Annotated in this window: 14 protein-coding genes; 7 read left to right on the top strand and 7 right to left on the bottom strand. The window is 50.1% G+C overall.

Annotated features, from left to right (window positions below):
• Window positions 1-46: 46 nt before the first annotated feature.
• The 7 genes from B5D63_RS10665 to B5D63_RS10635 form a co-directional block, all read right to left on the bottom strand.
• Entirely contained in the window at window positions 47-1057 is a 1011-nt protein-coding gene (locus B5D63_RS10665) for a patatin-like phospholipase family protein (RefSeq protein WP_078668802.1), read from the bottom strand.
• A gap of 166 nt (window positions 1058-1223) precedes the next feature.
• Complete coding sequence (locus tag B5D63_RS10660; protein WP_078668801.1) at window positions 1224-1790, bottom strand: DinB family protein; 567 nt, start codon at window positions 1788-1790, stop codon at window positions 1224-1226.
• A 197-nt stretch (window positions 1791-1987) separates the two neighbouring features.
• Window positions 1988-2197: a hypothetical protein gene (locus tag B5D63_RS10655; RefSeq protein ID WP_078668800.1), complete on the bottom strand. Its 210-nt coding sequence runs from the start codon at window positions 2195-2197 to the stop codon at window positions 1988-1990.
• A gap of 20 nt (window positions 2198-2217) precedes the next feature.
• Complete coding sequence (locus tag B5D63_RS10650; protein ID WP_078668799.1) at window positions 2218-2616, bottom strand: hypothetical protein; 399 nt, start codon at window positions 2614-2616, stop codon at window positions 2218-2220.
• A 19-nt stretch (window positions 2617-2635) separates the two neighbouring features.
• Complete coding sequence (locus B5D63_RS10645; RefSeq protein WP_235021510.1) at window positions 2636-3223, bottom strand: RNA polymerase sigma factor; 588 nt, start codon at window positions 3221-3223, stop codon at window positions 2636-2638.
• Between the two features lie 93 nt (window positions 3224-3316).
• On the bottom strand, window positions 3317-3946 hold the full coding sequence (gene rsmG, locus B5D63_RS10640) for a 16S rRNA (guanine(527)-N(7))-methyltransferase RsmG (protein ID WP_078668798.1): 630 nt from the start codon (window positions 3944-3946) through the stop codon (window positions 3317-3319).
• A gap of 160 nt (window positions 3947-4106) precedes the next feature.
• A complete protein-coding gene (locus B5D63_RS10635) occupies window positions 4107-5243 on the bottom strand; it encodes a glycosyltransferase (RefSeq protein WP_078668797.1) in 1137 nt (378 codons plus the stop codon).
• A gap of 269 nt (window positions 5244-5512) precedes the next feature.
• Here B5D63_RS10635 and tgt point away from each other — a divergent pair, with 269 nt between their 5' ends.
• From tgt to B5D63_RS10600, 7 genes are all read left to right on the top strand, one after another.
• Window positions 5513-6643, top strand: a complete 1131-nt coding sequence (gene tgt / locus B5D63_RS10630; RefSeq protein WP_078668796.1) for a tRNA guanosine(34) transglycosylase Tgt — start codon at window positions 5513-5515, stop codon at window positions 6641-6643.
• Between the two features lie 38 nt (window positions 6644-6681).
• Complete coding sequence (locus B5D63_RS10625) at window positions 6682-7761, top strand: LptF/LptG family permease (RefSeq protein WP_078668795.1); 1080 nt, start codon at window positions 6682-6684, stop codon at window positions 7759-7761.
• A 598-nt stretch (window positions 7762-8359) separates the two neighbouring features.
• On the top strand, window positions 8360-9685 hold the full coding sequence (locus tag B5D63_RS10620; RefSeq protein ID WP_078668794.1) for a citrate (Si)-synthase, eukaryotic: 1326 nt from the start codon (window positions 8360-8362) through the stop codon (window positions 9683-9685).
• Window positions 9686-9791: 106 nt separating this feature from the next.
• Entirely contained in the window at window positions 9792-11906 is a 2115-nt protein-coding gene (recG, locus tag B5D63_RS10615; protein ID WP_317044788.1) for an ATP-dependent DNA helicase RecG, read from the top strand.
• Between the two features lie 163 nt (window positions 11907-12069).
• Window positions 12070-15726: a DUF7948 domain-containing protein gene (locus tag B5D63_RS10610; protein ID WP_159455978.1), complete on the top strand. Its 3657-nt coding sequence runs from the start codon at window positions 12070-12072 to the stop codon at window positions 15724-15726.
• Between the two features lie 6 nt (window positions 15727-15732).
• Window positions 15733-16758, top strand: a complete 1026-nt coding sequence (locus B5D63_RS10605) for a PorP/SprF family type IX secretion system membrane protein (protein WP_078668791.1) — start codon at window positions 15733-15735, stop codon at window positions 16756-16758.
• A 67-nt stretch (window positions 16759-16825) separates the two neighbouring features.
• Window positions 16826-17407: a porin family protein gene (locus B5D63_RS10600; RefSeq protein ID WP_143312869.1), complete on the top strand. Its 582-nt coding sequence runs from the start codon at window positions 16826-16828 to the stop codon at window positions 17405-17407.
• Window positions 17408-17453 lie beyond the last annotated feature (46 nt).

Raw genomic sequence — 17453 nt, 5'->3', positions numbered from 1 at the left:
ACCGGCGAAGACCGAAGCTGACAATGTCTGCTTCGGTCTTCGCTTTTTAATTTTCCTGGCTGCCCAGTACCTGTCTGGCTTTCGCTTCCCCGTCGGTGATCATGTTCCTGATGGCGCGGTTGATGAATTCCAGTCCTCCCATCCCGGCTGTTACCGGCGTATCGGGCCTGATCACATGCAGGTTTAATATCTTCTTTTTCCGGAAGGGGGCCGCTTCTGGTATATCAAAACACTGCCGGATGGTGTCTGACGGTACGCCGGCCGCCTGCAGCCTGTGTTGTATCGCTTCCAGGTAACGGAGGGAATGGTTGTATACCGTAGGTACGGCAATGTCTCCTTCAGACATATTGATGGTGCCCCAGTCCATGGTACGTTCCAGTACGTCCACCAGGTTTTTGAACTGCATGGGATATTCTTCCTGGGCTACCGGCGTGTGCAGTACTACATAGATATCCGTGGCGCCCCTGTCTATGGCCAGTTTTACAGGAGCATACAAAGGGCCGCCGCCGTCTGTGAGTTGCTGGAGCGGTTCTCCTTCCCCGGTAATATCTATGGGCGGCATAAATGCCGGTTGCATAAAAGAGGCTACCATGGCGTCCCGCAGCATGTGTACATCGTTGAGTTTTTTTACCGTGTATCCGTTGCCGTTAGATTCCCGGTTGGAGAAATAGATGTTGCTGCCGGTTTGCAGGCTCCTTGTGGCAATATACAATTCGCGGGGAGCGGCCATCAGCTGGCGGAAGCGCTCTTCCGTAACGATGGCGTTGACCTTATGCAGCAGGGGAATAATGTTGTACAGCGAAAGCTGGTTGTTGGCCAGCCGCTGAATAGCGTGATTGGTGGAAAAGAAGTCCTGTGTGACGTTGGCGGTAAAGATCTTTTCTGCCAGTGCTGCATCGTTGATGGCTGTCAGCAGGGCGATCAGTGAGCCGGTGCTGGTGCCGCAAACGATATCGAATGACTTGTCCGGATGATGTTGCTGAAGATACCTGACCACTCCTATGGCGAAGGCGCAACGGGCGCCGCCTCCTCCCAATACTAATGCTGTTTTCGTCATGATGGATTTTTCAAGAATGATGTACGGTTAATACTGCTAAAACCGGCAAGGGGTTATGATAATGACAATCGGTGGTCATCTCTCAAATTACAAAATCCGGGTAAAAAAAAATCAGGACGGCGGCGCGGTCCTGATAAGGTATCAAAATAAGCAGTATGCCAGGCGGTTAAAATATGAGTTGCTGTAACTGGTTTTCCCAGTTATGGCGCTGTAGTTCATGGAATTTCAGTTGTTCGAGATGGTGTTCAGTATGATAGGCCGTGAAATACAACATTTCCCGCATAGTGATTCTGCCCAGCAGGGGGTGGGGCAGGCGATACTTATCAAGATCTGTTTCGGACCATTTCCCGAGACTTTCCAGGAGTTTTTCCTTTTGTTTCAGGAAAGCCTGAATGAGCACCGGGCGCTGTGCGCCATAGATAACACCGGGCAGGTAGGTAAGCGTAGATTTGCCTCCGTGGGCCAGCACTTGCCGGTAGTCTTCCACCAGCGCTGTATAGGAGCGGGAGGGCTGGCGGCTGGCGCCGAAGTAGCGCAGCAGTATTTTCGGATAACCCATGGCGGTAGCTACAGGCCTGGTCGATTTGATAAGATGCTGAAGCTGTTGTCCGGCGGACCATTTGCCATAAGGCGTGGCGGTAAAGCGTTGATCCGGTAATGCCTGTACGAAATCAACAAAATGATCGAAACTGCTATTTATCTGAGAATGGATCTCATGCTGGTTCAGGTACATAGGAAATGATTTAGAGGGTTCATAAACACAAAACCGGACGCTTCAAACTAAACTGTTACCCGGGCCATTTGCATTCTCCCTGAAGTTACGCCGGTTTTGTGACCTGTCCAATAAAATGATAGATATAAAAAGTGATAATATTTACTTTTTGAATGGCTGTTTGGATCATTTGATCATTTCTCCCTGTAAAAGTTTAATTATTCCAGCACTTCACACAGAAAACCTTGTTTCTGTACAAAATCTATAATAATATTTTCAGCTACCTGGAGGTCACCAATCCTGAGCACCCTGTCGCAGTCGTCGAGGTCCACGTGACAGCTGGCTACCGTAAAACTGGAGGTGATGGCCTGTATCATGGCTTGTTTTTCCTGGTGACTTCTGATATTGGTTTTGAAGATGCCTATCATAGCGGGGAGATTTAGGTGGGTTATGCTTCTTTGTTGTCCTGGTTACTTTCCCGGGGATTGTCTTTCGGGTTGGTAAATTCATCTTCGCGCCAGTCGAACCGGCGGGGATCGCAGTAGTTACGGAAGCGTTCCCGCATCTTTTCCCGTTGTTCGGGAGTCATGTTAGCCAGTTTTTCCTTCCATTCTTTGCGTTGGCGTCCCCATCCGCCGCCCCATTTGGGGCCCCCGGGTTTGTGGCCATGCCAGCCAAAGAGCAGTTTACCCAGTACGAGCAGGCCGAGGGCTTGCCAGTAGGAGATGACGGGACCGTGGAAAAGCTCCGGTATCAGGTTGTTCCACAATACTTGTGTAAGGAGGATCACGAGGGCAAAGAAGGTGATGCCTAACAATACCAATCCTATTTTTTTGATGGGTCGCATATCTTAAAATAATTTGATTTTAGTTATTGAATAGTTCCTGATAAAGTTCTGCCAGTCGTTCCCGCAGATACAGTACTGCATAGCGTTTACGGGACAGCAGCGTGTTTACGCCGACGCCTGTTTCTTCGCTCATTTCTTTAAAGGATTTCCCTTCCAGTTCATGTTGCAGGAAGACCAGTTTTTGTTCCGGCGGGAGTTCGTCGATAGCTTGTGTAATAGCTTCCGATATGATCTTCCGCGTCAGCGGGGTGTCGGCCTGCAGGTTTTCATCAGCCAGGATTTCCGGCAGGAAAAGAACTTCCTCTCCTTCAATTTCGCGCGTAAAGTCGGTGAAAGGCGTTTCTTTTTTCTTGCGGAACCAGTCGGTGATACGGTTGCGCGTCACGGCAAACAGCCATCCGGTGATGGAGTCTATCTGGCTGCCCAGGCGCAGGTATTCGGTAAATTGATACAGTACGTCCTGCAATATGTCCTCCGCATCCGACGCGTTGTTGACACGCTGCCGGATGAAGTGCAGTAAACGCTTGCGTTCCTGCTTTACCGTAGCCTGTATGCGGTCGTTTTGCTCTTGGGCCATCATGCTGTTTGTGAGGAGCAACTGTTTCATCGTATTAAGGGAGACGAAACAGGGAAATCGATATTTTATTTTTCGGAAAAAAAATATCAGGGGCAACAAAACCGGCATCTATGGCGCTTATCCTCAGCTCTTTACCATCACGATGTATTTTTCCTTAAAGCTTTCTTCCGGAAAAATCTCGTAAAGCTCCAGCAGCCGCGGTTTAACGCCGCTTTCGGAGATTTCCTGCGCCAGGTCGCCGCCTTTCAGGCAGATCAGCCCTTTTTCGAACTGCTTGCCGGGCACGGCCGATTTTTTCAGGAGGGGTTTGCTCCACCGCCAGAGGTCGGCCAGCGGGGCTACCGCCCTTGATACAACGATATCGAATTTACGGTTTTTAATTTCTTCCACACGGGTGTGGGCGCTGGTAACGTTTTTCAGGCCGAGCGCTTCGGAAACGCCCTGTACCACTTTGATTTTTTTGCCGATGGAGTCTACCAGGTGGAACTGTACTTCCGGGTAAAAGATGGCCAGCGGAATACCGGGGAAACCGCCTCCCGTGCCCAGGTCCAGTATCTGGGTGCCCGGCTGGAAATCGGCGATGGCCGCTATGCTCAGGGAATGCAGCACATGCCGCTCATACAGGGAGTCGATGTCTTTCCGGGAAATAACATTGATCTTCCCGTTCCATTCCTCATACAATCCTTTCAGGGCTTCCAACTGTTGCAACTGGGCGGGCGTAAAATCGCTGAAGTACTTTAAAACAATTTCCATGGCGCAAAAGTAAAATCATTTAGGGATTTTCTGATTTACGATTTTTGATTTAGCGGATTATGGAATATAAAAAGACCGGAGCGTAATTGAATCGCTTCGGTCTTTGCTTTTATCAGACAAGAAATCAAAAAATCGTAAATCAGAAAATTCCCAAATGGTATTACCATTTGTTTTTAGACCTGAACATCAGTGCCGGTGTGAAAATGATGTAATACAGCACCATGAAAATGTCCATCAGCCAGCTGAACTTGAAAAGATCGCTCTCGTCGAGCCGGCGCATGGCGGAGTAGGTGATAATGGACTGTACCAGCACTTTGCCGGCGAAGATGCCCAGTACGTACCACAGGATTGGTGGCGGAAAAAACAGCGCGAAGATCAGGGCCGGATAAAACAGAAAATGCGTCAGGGAAAACAGGCCCAGCACAAATTTGTGTCCGAAACGGTAGTGTTTGCCGGTAGACATGTGCCTGGTCTTTTGCCTGAACCAGCTTTTCCAGCTTAGCTTGGGCTCCGAATAGGTAAAGGCCTGCTTGTCGATCACCACCCCTACGTTTTTACGGTTGGCGGCGGAATTGACGAACAGATCATCGTCGCCGCTGGCGAGGTGCTGGTGGCTGGTGAAGCCCTTGTGCCGGAAAAACAGTTCTCTTTTATAAGCCAGGTTGCGGCCCACTCCCATATAAGGCATGCCGCTCATGGCAAAGGAAAGGTGTTGCAGGGCGCTGAAGAAGGTTTCGTACCGGATTACTTTGTTCAGGAAGCCCGGTTTTTTATGGTAAGCGCCGTACCCCAGCACAATTTCCTTGTCATTCTCAAATCCCTGGCTCATCAGCGTTAGCCAGTAGGTGCTGCCAGGCTTACAATCGGCATCTGTCAGCAGCACATTGTCGTACTGAGCGCCTTTCAGGCCGATAGACAGCGGATATTTTTTCCCGGGGATGAATTTAGCGGCCTGTTTGATTTCAATATGCCGGTAGTGCGGATAACCCGGCTCTATGGAGCGGAGATAATATTTGGTATCGTCTTCAGAGTTGTCGTTGACCACTATTACCTCATATTCCGGTTTATGGTGCACATGATAACGCTGCTGTAATACTCCCGGCAGGTTTTTCTGCAGGTTAAGTTCTTCATCCTTGGCGCAGATGATCACGGAAAAAGGGCCGTCAGGCGCCTGGTCCAGGTCAAACTTACGACGATAGAAAGCTACCCGGGAAAAGACAAACAGATAATAGATCGTCTGAATTCCTGCTACGGTAGCGAAAAAGTATAAGGCAATTTCACCCAGATTGTCAAGCATAATGCTGGCAAAAATATAATATTTTTATTATCTGTAAAACAAATAAAAAATTTGCGGATTTTGAGATTTACGAATTTGGGAATTTTGGGAATAGACCCTGTTTTCATTTTTATGGAGAACAATCATCTCTCAAAATCCCAAAATCTCAAAATCCCAAAATCCCAAAATCCCAAAATCTCAAAATCTCAAAATCCGTAAATCCAATAATCAAATAACCCAATAACAAAATGCCCAAATAATCCGATCTTTGCACGCTGAAATTAAGAGCCGTGAATTTTGAACTGATAACTACAGATAGTGGCAGTAATGCCAGGGCTGGTAAGATTACCACTGCCCACGGTACCATAGAAACGCCGATTTTCATGCCGGTAGGCACAGTGGGCAGCGTGAAAGCCGTTACCCAGGAACAGGTGCGCGATGATGTGCAGGCACAGATCATTCTGGGCAATACCTATCATCTTTACCTGCGCCCGGGACTGGAAGTGTTGTCACTGGCCGGCGGCCTGCATAAATTCAACGGCTGGGAGCGCCCTATCCTGACCGACAGCGGCGGATACCAGGTATTCTCCCTGGCGGCCAACCGTAAAATCAAGGAAGAAGGGGTGGTGTTCCAGTCCCATATCGACGGCTCCAAACACCTGTTCACCCCGGAAAATGTGATGGACATCCAGCGGACCATCGGCGCCGATATCATTATGGCGTTCGACGAATGCCCGCCATACCCGTCAGAATACCGTTACGCCCGTAAATCCATGGACCTGACGCACCGCTGGCTGGACCGCTGTATACAAAGACTGAAAGACACCCAGCCCGCCTATGGCCACGAACAAACGCTGTTCCCCATTGTACAGGGCAGTACCTATAAAGACCTCCGCAAAGCCTCCGCGGAATATATCGCCTCCCGCGGCGCCGCAGGCAACGCCATCGGCGGTTTGAGCGTAGGGGAACCGGAAAATGAGATGTATGAGATGTGCGGACTGGTGACCGAGATCCTGCCCAAAGACAAACCCCGCTACCTCATGGGCGTAGGCACCCCCTGGAACATCCTGGAAAACATTGCCCTTGGCGTGGATATGTTCGACTGTGTGATGCCCACCCGTAACGGCCGTAACGGCATGCTCTTTACCTGGAACGGGGTGATCAACATCCGCAATAAAAAATGGGCCACCGATTTTAACCCTATCGACGCCAACAGCGAATGTTTTGCCACCCGTGACTACTCCCGGGCATACCTGCGCCACCTGTTTGTGGCCGGCGAAATTTTAGGCATGACATTGGCGAGTATCCACAACCTCGCTTTTTACCTGGAGCTGGTAAAAGAAGCCCGCCGCCAGATTCTGGCAGGCACCTTCGCTACCTGGAAAACGGGAATGGTACAGCAACTGAAAACGCGATTGTAAAAGTTCAGACTATAAAATAAACTAATATCTTTGGGCTCATGACTAAAATCGACTGGTACATTTTACGCAAGCTCATTGGAACGTTTATTTATTCCCTGATGATATTGCTGATCATTTCCGTGGTGATCGATATTACAGAGAAAATAGATGATTTCATTAAGTACAACATATCCCTGCATGATGTGATTGTGGATTATTACTTCGGTTTTATCCCGCACATTGCGGCATTGCTGTTTCCCCTGTTTATATTCATCTCCGTTATTTTCTTTACCTCCAAAATGGCGTACCGCTCGGAGATTATCGCTATCCTGAGCGCCGGCGTGAGTTTTCGCCGTTTCCTGCGCCCTTACTGGGTAGGGGCGTTCCTGTTTGGCGGTATCCTCTGGCTGGCCAACTACTGGGTGGTGCCGAATGCCAACCGTATCCGCACCACTTTTGAAAATACGCGTATCCGCACGCCGGACAACCAGCAGTCGCAATATGACCGTTCCAGCCGTATTGACAGTTTTACCTACGTATCTTTCGGGACTTATGATCCCAACTATAAAAGCGGCAGTAACTTCACCCTTTCGAAGGTGGACAAACAGCTGATGTCCGTTAAGCTGCGGGCTGACCGCATCTCCTGGGATTCCACCAAAAAAGCATGGAGGCTGGACTATGTGTCTGTAAGGCATATGGACGGGCTGCATGAAAAATGGTACAGCCGCCAGGATTCCATCCTTAAAATAGCGCTGGACCCCAAAGACCTGATAGAGGTGAAAAACCTGCAGGAAGCCATGACCACGCCCGATCTGCGTAAGTATATCCAGCGGGAGGCCATTCGTGGCTCCGAAGGGCTCAATACCTATTGGGTAGAGTATTACCGCAGGACTGCCGCCGCCGCCGCAGTAGTGATCCTGACCCTTATCGGGGGCATCATCGCCGCCAAAAAGGTGCGGGGAGGCAGCGGGTTGCACCTCGCCGTAGGTATCGTGATCAGCGCCAGCTATATCATCCTCATGCAGTTTACTACAGTATTCAGCACCAAGGCCGATCTGAACCCGCTTGTGGCCGTATGGATACCCAATGTGCTTTTCGGGGGACTGGCGCTTTACCTGTACCGTCGCGCGCCGAAATGACGACCAGGCCCCGGTTCCTCAGGCAGGCCCAACCAAGTCGTTGAATCGCTGTTTTATAGCAGCTCATCTATAAAATTCGCAACAGGCTCCCTTTCCGGGGAGCCTGTTGCCTATCCATACATTCACAGAGCAGCTGTTGCCGAAAGACAAGTTCACCTGAGAAAGATGCCCGTTTTGTAGCTATACCCCCGGAGCCCAGCCCTTTAATGCTGTCTTTTTTATCCGGCGTGAAAAAAAAGCGCCCTTATTTCCCTCCTTATTTATATACATCTGCCCATGCTGATCGGGTAAACAAAAATTGTCCAATCTGATAAATAAAAATGAATTTTTCAGCAACATGCTTTCAATATTTTCAATTCATTCTGAAAAAATTTACATTTCTTTAACGTCGATGCCGTACGGTTTATTTTTTATTTATAAATAATTGATTTGTAATGGCGTTAGATAGTTTGGTAGCCGATCATTTTCCCTGTCTGTTACGGATGTTTTGCTTATTAAATTGACATTAAATACTGCTAAATGGTGGTAACTTCGTTAACAAATCATTACTTTTGACAATTGATCGATTTTGTTTCATTTTATAAACAATAGCAGTAAAATGGGGTACATAAAAGAAAAATTCAAGGTTAAAGCAGATGAACTTAACATTGAAGTAAAGGACCTGGTAAAGAACCACGGCTCAAAAAAAATTGAAGACGTAACAGTGGCGCAGGTTTACCAGGGTATGCGCGGTATTACCGGCATTGTAACGGAAACTTCCCTGCTGGATGCCAACGAGGGCATTCGTTTTCGCGGATATTCCATTCCGGAGCTGAGAGATCACCTGCCAAAAGCGCCGGGTGGTGCTGAACCGTTACCAGAAGGGCTGTTTTACCTGATGTTGATTGGTGAGTTACCCAATGAAACAGATGTACAGACTTTATCCAGCATGTGGGGACGCCGTTCTCATGTACCTAACCATGTATTTGATGCTATTGAGGCATTGCCTATTACTACCCACCCGATGACGATGTTCACCGTAGGTATCATGGCGCTGCAGACTGAATCTGCATTTGCAAAGGCCTATGCTGAAGGTATCAATAAAAAAGATTACTGGAGCTACATGTATGAAGACACGATGAACCTCATCGCCCGTCTTCCCCGTATCGCTGCCTACATCTATCGCCGCAAATACAAAGGCGGTCAGCATATTCAGCCTAACGGCATGCTGGACTGGGCTGGTAACTTTGCGCACATGCTGGGTTACACCGATGAAGGCTTCAAAGAACTGATGCGTCTTTACATGGTGATCCACGCCGACCACGAAGGTGGTAACGTGAGCGCACACACGACACACCTGGTAGGCTCCGCCCTCAGCGATGCTTACCTCTCTTTCGCCGCCGGTATGAACGGTCTGGCAGGTCCGCTGCACGGTCTGGCCAACCAGGAAGTGATCAAGTGGATACTGGCCATGCGCGAAGAACTCGGTGGTGGTATGCCTACCAAAGAGCAGATCGAAGCGTATGTACGCAAAACCCTGTCTGAAGGTAAAGTGGTGCCTGGCTACGGTCACGCCGTACTGCGTAAAACAGATCCGCGCTTCACTGCACAGATGGAATTCGCTAAAAAACACCTGCCTAACGATGAACTGGTGAAAATTGTGTGGACCGTTTACGAAACCGTACCGCCGATTTTACAGGAACTGGGCAAAGTGAAAAACCCATGGCCTAACGTAGACGCACACTCCGGTGCATTGCTGGTACACTACGGCCTGGTGGAATATGAATTCTACACCGTACTGTTCGGCGTATCCCGCGCACTGGGCGTACTGGCTTCCCTTTGCTGGGACAGAGGTCTGGGTCTCTCCCTCGAAAGACCTAAATCCGTTACTACTGAATGGATGAAACAGTTTGTAGAAGGAAAAGTTACTGCCGACGCAGAATAGTTCCGCATACCGACTGAAAAACATAATTAGCGAAGATGAAAGCTCTAGCAGCTTTTATCTTCGCTAATCTTTTTAAATTATCTTCGTGGCTCACTAAAACCGGTTCATCATCTCAACTTTCACTGCCATATTATCCAACCCGATAGAATATCTCAAAGGCGTAGGACCGCAGAAAGGGGAACTGCTGCGTAAAGAGGCCGGCATACATACGTTCGGCGATCTGTTACAGTATTTTCCCTTCCGGTATGTAGACCGCACCAAGATAGACAAGATAGCTTCCCTGAGCGGCTATGAGGATTTTGTGCAGATACGCGGGCGTATCCTGCGGATGGAAGTAGTAGGAGAGAACAGAGGCAAACGGCTGGTGGCCACCTTCAAGGACGAAACCGGCGTCATAGAGCTGGTGTGGTTCCAGGGCTGGCAGTGGATGCAGAAATCCCTGCGTGAAAATGTATCCTACCTGGTGTTTGGCCGTATCTCTGTATTCAACGGGGTACCGCAGCTGGCGCATCCCGAAATGGACCTGCTCACAGAAGAAATTGCGACAGGAAAGCAACACCTGGAACCGGTGTATTCCACCACCGAAAAACTAAAAGCACGCGGACTAACGGCAAAGGCTATAGGAAAACTCACCAAAGCGCTGCTCGAACAAATGTCGCCCATGGAAGTGAGAGAAAATATTCCGGTGGAAGTGTTGCAGCAATACCGGCTGATGCCTCGGTCCATGGCCTATTTCAAGATACACCTTCCTGGCAGCGAGGACGAGGCGCACCAGGCGCAGCGCCGGCTGAAATTTGAAGAGCTGTTCATCGCACAGATCAGAATATGCCGCCTCAAAATCAAACGGCAAAAGCTTTCCCACGGTTATGTGTTTGGCGCCGTCGGCGAATCCTTTAATGAATTTTACAACAACCATCTGCCTTTCGACCTTACCGGCGCGCAGAAACGCGTACTGAAGGAAATCCGTATGGACACCGTGCATGGCCGGCAGATGAACCGTCTGTTACAAGGGGATGTAGGCAGCGGTAAAACCATGGTCGCCCTGCTGACCATGCTGCTGGCAAAAGACAACGGTTTCCAGGCCTGCCTGATGGCGCCAACGGAAATCCTGGCGCAACAGCACTATAAAGGACTGGCCGAACTGCTGCAGCATATGCCGGTCAAAATAGCACTGCTGACAGGCAGCATCAAAGGCAAAGCCCGTAAACAAATCCTGGCCGGCGTGGCCGATGGCAGCATTCATTTCCTCGTAGGTACTCATGCCCTGCTGGAAAAAGAAGTCGTGTTCCGGAACCTGGGTATGGCCATCGTAGACGAACAGCACCGTTTCGGGGTGGCCCAACGGGCACGGCTATGGGAAAAAAACAATATCCCGCCGCATATCCTTGTCATGACGGCGACGCCTATACCACGTACGCTGGCAATGACCGTCTACGGCGATCTGGACGTGTCGGTGATCGATGAAATGCCGCCCGGCAGGAAACCCATTACCACCGTTCACCGTACGGAATTCCAGCGCCCGCAGGTGATGAACTTCATCAAAGACGAAATCAAAAAAGGCCGGCAGGCTTACATCGTATACCCCCTCATCGAAGACAGTGAAAAACTGGATTATGAAAACCTCATGAAAGGTTATGAGGAAGTAAAAGCATTTTTCCCCGAACCGCAGTTTTACATCAGTATGGTGCATGGCCGCCAGCCGGCAGAAATGCGGGAAACCAACATGCAGCGCTTCGTGAGCGGCGATACCCACATCATGGTGGCGACGACCGTTATCGAAGTAGGCGTTAACGTGCCCAATGCCTCCGTAATGGTAATTGAAAGTACCGAACGCTTCGGCCTCTCACAGCTGCACCAGCTCCGGGGCCGCGTAGGCCGCGGCGCAGAGCAGTCTTTCTGCATCCTGATGACAGGCACCAAACTGGGACAGGTATCCAAAGAACGCATCAATGTCATGGTGCAAACCAACAATGGCTTTATTATCTCCGAAAAAGACATGGAACTCCGCGGCCCGGGAGATATCGAAGGCACCCGCCAAAGCGGGGTGCTCGACTTTAAACTGGCCGACATTGTGCAGGACAGGGCCGTACTGGAAGCCGCCCGCGCCAGTGCCGAAAAAATACTGTCAGAAGACCCCGATCTCGTCCTCCCTGAAAATCAAGGCTTAAAAGATTATTTGGCGCTTCAGCGCGGGAAATCTCAATGGAGTAAAATTTCCTGACGTTTTTAACGTTTATTAATTTATACCGTCTGAATAGTTGATATACTCCCTGAACATGTCGTCCGGACAGCGGTATTATATCTTACGCCCGTAACAATTTAATGGGCTTCTGCGTTTATAGATGTATATTGGTTTTTTTGGCATTAAAATAAATCTTATCCCGTTGAAATTTACCCTCCCGAGCGGCTTTATTGGAATGATGATCCTCCTGTTGTTTACCGGTTACACTGCCCGGGGGCAACAGTCAACCAATTTCACTCCCTTGAACTTTATTGAAAACAAAGGTCAATGGGACCCTCAGGTCCTGTATAAGTCAGACGTGGGTACCGCCGATATATGGCTGAGAAAAACAGGCTTCACTTTTATGCTGTACAGCAAGGAAGATATGCATGACCTGTTTGAATATATGCACGGGCATGGCGAAGCCGCCGACTCCGGCGCAGTGGTCGTCCCTAAAAACGGGACTGCCGCCAAAGCCGCCGCTACGGCCGGAAACGGCGAAACAGAAAGACCGCGCAGATTTCCGGATGTACGGGGACATGCCTATCAGGTTAACTTTATCGGCGCCAACGAAAACCCGGAAATCATCCCGGAAAAACCACAGGAAAGCCTTAGTAACTATCTGATTGGTAACGACAGGTCCAAATGGGCGTCCAATGTGAAATCTTACCAGGGACTGATGTATAAGTCGCTGTACCCCGGTATCGACGCACATGTTTACTCCGATGCTTCCCAATTGAAATATGATCTCATTGTAGCGGCCGGCGCCAACCCGGATAAGGTGCAATTGGCCTACGACGGCGCCACCAGCATGGAAATCAAAAAAGGGCAGCTGCTGATACATACAACTGTGGGCGACGTTATAGAGCAACTGCCTTACGCCTACCAGTATGTGAATAACCAGCGCGTGTCGGTAAAAGTATCTTACAAACTGAATGGTAATAAAGTAGGATTTAAAATTTCCGGTGATTATGACCCCGCTTACCCGCTGGTGATAGATCCGGTATATGTGTTTTCCACCGTGTCCGGTTCCCGGGCCGACAACTGGGGATTTACCGCTACCTATGACGATGCCGGCAATTTTTATGGCGGCGGTATTGTATTCAGCCCCGGTTATCCCGCAACACCAGGCGCCTACAAAACGGCGTTCAACGGCGGCGCTTTTGACATCGCCATCTCCAAGTTCAATCCCAACGGTACCCGGCTGATTTATGCCACTTATATCGGCGGTGACGGGCAGGAACAACCGCACAGCCTTTTCGTGGACGCCCAGGGCAATCTTGTTATTTCCGGCAGGACCACTTCAGCCAACTATCCGTATGACAAGGTAGAAGGTACTAACCGTGGCGGATGGGATATCGTAGTTACCAAACTAAACGCTACTGGTAGCGGTCTGATCGGCTCCCTGATCGTGGCCGGCGGCGCTGATGACGGCGTGAATATGCGTGAAAACCGGGCGGGCGGCGACTGGGTGTTGCTACGCAACTATGGTGACGATGCCCGCAGTGAAGTAGTGATCGACGATGCAGGATACATCTATGTAGCCAGCTGTACCCGTTCCAGTGATTTTCCGGTAACGCCGGGTGTTTTTCAGGGTTCCTTCGGTGGTTCGCAGGACGGTGTGGTGATGAAGATCAATCCGATGTGCAGGGGACTGGTATGGTCCAGTTACCTCGGCGGCTCCGCCGAAGATGCGGCTTATGTTATCGCCCTCAATAAACTCAATACTTTATACGTGGCCGGTGGTACCGCCAGCAGTAATTTTTCCGTTACCCCCGGCGCCCTTTACCCTACCTATCGCGGCGGTGTGTGTGACGGTTTTATCACGCATATTGCCAACGACGGTTCCAGGATATTACAGAGCACCTTCCTGGGTTCCAACGATCCTTCCGCCGACCAGGTGTATGGTATACAACTGGATAGGAACGGCTTTGTATACGCCATGGGAACCACCGAAGGTACCTGGCCCATCAAACTGCTTAACGCCGGTGATTACAATGATAACTCACTACAGTACATCGTGAAGATGCAACCGGACCTGAGCGCCTTTGTGTATTCCACTACTTTTGGCAAGCGGCGTCAGCTGGCTTCCACGCCTTCCATTTCACCGACCGCTTTCCTGGTGGACCGTTGCGAGAACGTGTACGTGTCCGGCTGGGGCGGCGGCATCAACAACTCCCTGCATTATCCCAACTCCGGTACTTTTGGTTTGCCGGCGAAAAATCCTATCCAGAGTTCTACTGACGGGATGGATTTTTACTTCTTTGTATTACAGCGGGATGCGGCCGCGCAGTTGTTTGGCAGCTGGTTTGGCGGTAATGGCCTGTATGAACACGTGGATGGCGGCACCAGCCGCTTTGACCGCAACGGTGTAATCTATCAGGGCCTCTGTGCATGGTGTAACGTAAGCCAGAACGGCAGCAAACCACGTTACCCGACCACTCCCGGCGCCTACTCCAGTGTGCCACCCCCTGCCTGCAATTACGGCGCTTTAAAAATAGCCTTCAACCTCGACGGGGTGAAAGCCGGTATTAAAACCCTTGGCCGAAGAACAAATTACTGCGTACCCAGCGAAATCACTTTCGTGGATACCACCCGCCTGCCGGCGGAAAGATGGGAATGGCATTTCCCGGATGGGACCGTGGTGAATGGAAAAGATACCATTAAACATACCTTTAACCAGATAGGCACCTTCCGGGTGATGCTGGTAAAAGTGGACCGTGCCAGCTGTAATGGTGCAGATACCGCCTATATTGATGTGAAGCTGGGAAACAATGAAGCCAAATTTGATTTTGACGCACAGCGGCAACCGCCCTGCGAAGCCCTGGCGTATGTCTTTACCAGCAATGCCACGCCGACAGGAGCCTTCCGCGACAGCTCGTTTATCTTCGATCTGGGAGATGGTTCCAAACCGGAGTACGTAGGACCATCCAAATTCCCTTACAATCATAAGTTCGCCGCACCAGGCATCTATAATGTAAGCCTTACCCTGGTAGACACTAACTTCTGTAACGCGCCGCAAACCATCACCAAGCCGTTGCGTGTGGCCGTAAACGTTACCGCCCGGTTCAATATGCCGGACACCGTTTGCGTAGGTACAGATTTACAGCTGGACAATACCACGCTGGGTGGGGAAAGTTTCCTGTGGACCTTTGAAGATAACGGGGAACAATCCACCGAGCCTTACCCGATACATAAATTCGCGGTGCCGGGCAGATGGAAAGTGAAACTGCTGGTGCTGGACGAAAACACCTGCAATAAGAAGGACAGTATCACCAAAACAGTATTGGTAGCTGAGCCGCCGGTGGCAGACTTCGACTTTATGCCCACCAAGGCCACGGAAAATACGCCGGTTACCTTTACCAACCTGACGCAGGGACAGGAACCGCTGCATTACTTGTGGAATTTCGGCGACGGCGACACGACTTCCGTTCGTAACCCGCAGCACCAGTACCTGAAGACCGGTACTTACAACGTGTGTCTGACGGCTGCCAACAGGGAAGGATGTACGCATACTGTCTGCAAACAGGTAACGGCCATCGTAGTACCGCTGTTTGACGTGCCCACGGCATTCTCGCCCAACAATGACGGCATGAACGACGTGTTTTATGTGAAGTCATTTGGTGTGACGAAGTTTAACCTCAAGATATTTAATCGCTGGGGACAGTTGATTTTTGAAAGTTCCGACCCCAGAATAGGCTGGGACGGCCGGTTTAAAGGAGCGGTGCAGCCCATGGATGCATATGCTTACGTGGTAAGCCTCGAGTTTACCGACGGGACCAAGGCCAATAAGACAGGAAATGTAACCTTGTTAAGATGATGAGTCATGAAGAAGCTGATTGTTAACATCACCGTGGGGTGGGTAATTGGAATGTTGCTCGCGATCAGTGCGTCCGCACAGGACCTCCACTTTACGCAGTATTTCAATTCACCGTTAACCACCAACCCCGCCAATACCGGTTTTATCCCTGACGGAAACTTCCGGGTAGGGGCCAATTACCGCGACCAATGGACCAGTATTCCGGTACCTTACCGGACCATGTCGGCATATGGTGATTTCCAGCTACTGAGCGACCGGCTCGTCTACGGATGGCTGGGTGTGGGGGGCGTTGTTCTTCGTGATGTGGCAGGTAGCGGGAATCTCTCTTCTACCAAAGGGTACGCTTCTATTGCCTATCACCAGCTGCTGGGCGAAAGCAGCCTGTTGTCACTGGGCTTTCAGGCCGGCGCTGCCAACAAACGCGTGGATATTACCAAACTGACTTTCGGGGACCAGTGGAACGGGAAGTTCTTCGACTCCCGGATGCCCACAGCGGAACCATTTACTCAGTCCAGTGTGAACTATTTCGACCTGAACGTGGGGATGAACTATGCTTTTTTTCCCACAGAGAACTTGTATATCAATACCGGCGTTGCTGTGCAGCATGTGAACACTCCCCGGGAAACCTTCTACGACGGCGAAAACAAAGTACCCCGCCGTTATACCGGTTTTCTGAATGCGAGCATTAAAACCAGTGATGTGCTGATCGTCAACCCCAGTGCTTACTACTCCCGGCAGGCCGGCGTCAGTGAGTTTGTCATAGGGTTGAACGCAGCCTACAATCTCTCCGGTGACGGCGATAAGCAGGTTTCCGGCGGTATCTACTATCGCGCCAAAGATGCTGCGGCGTTTATGGTGGGGTACCAGTTGAGTAATATTAAACTTCAGTTCAGTTATGATGTAACCACCTCCAACCTCGCTGTGTCCAACAGCAGGAGAGGCGCCTATGAAATCGGCCTGGTATACAGTGGCTTATACTCCAACCGAGGGTTTAACAATGCAAAAAGATCTACTATCTGTCCGTCTTTCTAAAGAGATACAGTAAATGGTTATTTTTGCCGGAAACATGCTATCACCACTTAAACATAATACACCAGGTATGAAACGTTTATTAATAGGTATCTGCTTTCTTATGACGGCCCAGCTGGCAAATGCACAGTATTATAAAACGGACACCAGTGCACCCCGTGGTTTCGATCGTTCCAGGCTTATCCTGGGAGGCTCGCTGGGTATGGTTTTCGGCGACTATACGAATGTGGATATTTCCCCGCTGGTGGGTTACCGTTTTAATGATTATATCGCTGCCGGTATCAACGTGAACGCGCAGTACGGCCAGTACAAAACATATGATGGTTACGGCAATACCGCACAGCGGGATAAATACACCATCTTCGGCGGTGGCATATGGGGGCGTGTATACCCTATCCCTATGGTGTTTGTACATATCCAGCCGGAGTACAACTATATCACGCAGAAATCAACGATCTACTATACAGATCCGAAACGTAATTTCAGCACCAGTTACAGTGTTCCCAGCCTGCTGGTAGGCGCAGGGTATACCCAGAGCGTAGGTGGCAGGGTAGGTATCGGTATATCTATCATGTATGATGTGATCCAGGACAATCGGTCTCCGTACCGCAATAACCTGGTTTACCGCGTAGGGGCCGGTTTAGGGTTCTGATTTCCCCCGAAAATTCTTTATACCACCCGTTTGGCGAGCGCTGAAC

The organism is Chitinophaga eiseniae (assembly GCF_900167135.1).
GTDB classification, from domain to species: domain Bacteria; phylum Bacteroidota; class Bacteroidia; order Chitinophagales; family Chitinophagaceae; genus Chitinophaga; species Chitinophaga eiseniae.
This window is presented reverse-complemented; position numbering and strand designations above follow the sequence as displayed.